The following is a 1,780-nucleotide window of genomic DNA, read 5'->3' on the forward strand; positions in this document are numbered from 1 at the left end:
CTTGTCGAGCCTTCCCGCCCACGTCGTGGGCCGCAAGACTCTCATATGCCGTGGATCAAACAATCGCGGTCAGGGCACGACGCCTACGACAAACGCCGACAACGCTAGCGCACCCTCGACCACGGGGAATGCCGCGAGCGATAGAAAGTCAAATGACTCATGACTTTCACCGCGTCGTACTGGTTGGGTTGATATGCGTCGATAAGTCGCTCATCCTGGACAAACTCCGCGCCGAGCTGAGCGGTATCTAGACGCGGGCCGGTTCGGTCTGTGCGCGAGACGACATCACTGGTGTTGACATGGAAACATTCCGTCGATGACGGGACCGACTGCGGAGCTATAAGGCCAGGTATCCCCCGGTGAGGATACCTGTGCCGGACGATAGGAGAGCCAAATCTCAGTGAGGTGGCGGCATTTGGTCGATGCAGCGAGGGTGACGCCCGGCTCGTGGGCGGATCTAGTGGGAACCTACGACCCGGAACGGCACGATCCCGAGCTCGCAAAAGACAGCGGAGAAGCGGCCTTAGCGCAGGCCAAAGTAGTCTTTGAGGAATTGCAGGATCGTTTCTTCGCGCAGGCCGACCGTGCGATGCTCATCGTGTTGCAGGCGATCGACGCAGCTGGCAAAGACAGCGCGATCAAACATGTGATGAGCGGGCTAAATCCTCAGGGCGTGGATGTGTATAGCTTCAAGGCACCCACGCCCACCGAGCTGGCACACGACTACTTGTGGCGCCACCAGCGTGTACTACCGGAGCGGGGGAGGATCGCTGTCTTTAACCGATCGCACTACGAGAACGTGTTGGTAACGAGGGTGCACCCAGACCAGCTGCATCCGCCGGTACCTTCCGGCGATCTGAAAGCACTGTGGCGGCGGAGGTTCGAGGAGATCAACAGTTGGGAGCGCTACCTGCACGAGACCGGCACCGTCATTGTGAAACTGTTCCTCAACGTATCAAAACGGGAGCAAAAGGTGCGGTTTCTGCAACGTCTCGACAACCCCGAGAAGAATTGGAAGTTCTCAGTCGACGACCTCAAGGAACGCGCCTTTTGGGATCAATATCAGGAGGCGTTCACGGACATGCTCTCCCACACCAGCACCGAGCGGGCGCCGTGGTACGTAGTGCCAGCCGATCACAAGTGGTTCGCCCATCTGACCATCTCTGCGATTCTGGTCGACACCTTAAGTTCGCTCGGCCCCCGCTACCCCGAGCTCACCGGTGTCGCTAAGGCCGCGTTGGCGCGGGCCAAGTCGGAGTTACTGGCCGAGTCGGATTAGTGTTGCACTCTTTACCTCTTTGGCTCACGGAGACACTTGAATCACCCTCTCTGCCAACCTGGGTTGAGGCACCCGCCCCCTGACAATTAGTGACCTGAGGGCGGGGATGGAGAGACTCCCCGAAATGGCAAGCAAGGTGACGACGTTGGTCTGCGCGGCCGGGATGGAAGATCCTGGTCGGGTGGCTGATGATGCAACGCAGCGTCCCGATCCGGAGGTGCCCGAGCGGGCCCGGCGGCGGACGTTCACCGTGAAGTACAAGTTGGAGGTTCTGGCTGCCTACGACGCAGCACCCGAGGGCGAGAAAGGCGCGGTGCTGCGGCGCGAAGGTCTGTATTCCAGCCACATCGTGGAGTGGCGACGAGCTCGCGACGCCGGTGCGCTGGCCGGGCTGGCCGCCCCGCGCGGGCGCAAACGGCGCGACCCGGCCGCCGAGCAGATCGCCTGGCTGCAAGCCGAAAAGCAGCGACTGGAGCAGGAGCTGGCTAAGACCCGCGCCGT

Annotated in this window: 1 protein-coding gene and 1 pseudogene; both read left to right on the top strand. The window is 61.2% G+C overall.

Annotated features, from left to right (window positions below; all coding sequences use genetic code 11):
- Positions 1–433: 433 nt before the first annotated feature.
- On the top strand, positions 434–1,279 hold the full coding sequence (locus AWC25_RS00650) for a PPK2 family polyphosphate kinase (protein WP_264033935.1): 846 nt from the start codon (positions 434–436) through the stop codon (positions 1,277–1,279).
- A gap of 124 nt (positions 1,280–1,403) precedes the next feature.
- Positions 1,404–1,780: pseudogene (locus AWC25_RS00655) on the top strand (IS3 family transposase); the annotation flags it as partial.

It is taken from the genome of Mycobacterium sherrisii (genome assembly GCF_002102355.1).
In the GTDB taxonomy this organism is placed as follows: Bacteria; Actinomycetota; Actinomycetes; order Mycobacteriales; family Mycobacteriaceae; genus Mycobacterium; species Mycobacterium sherrisii.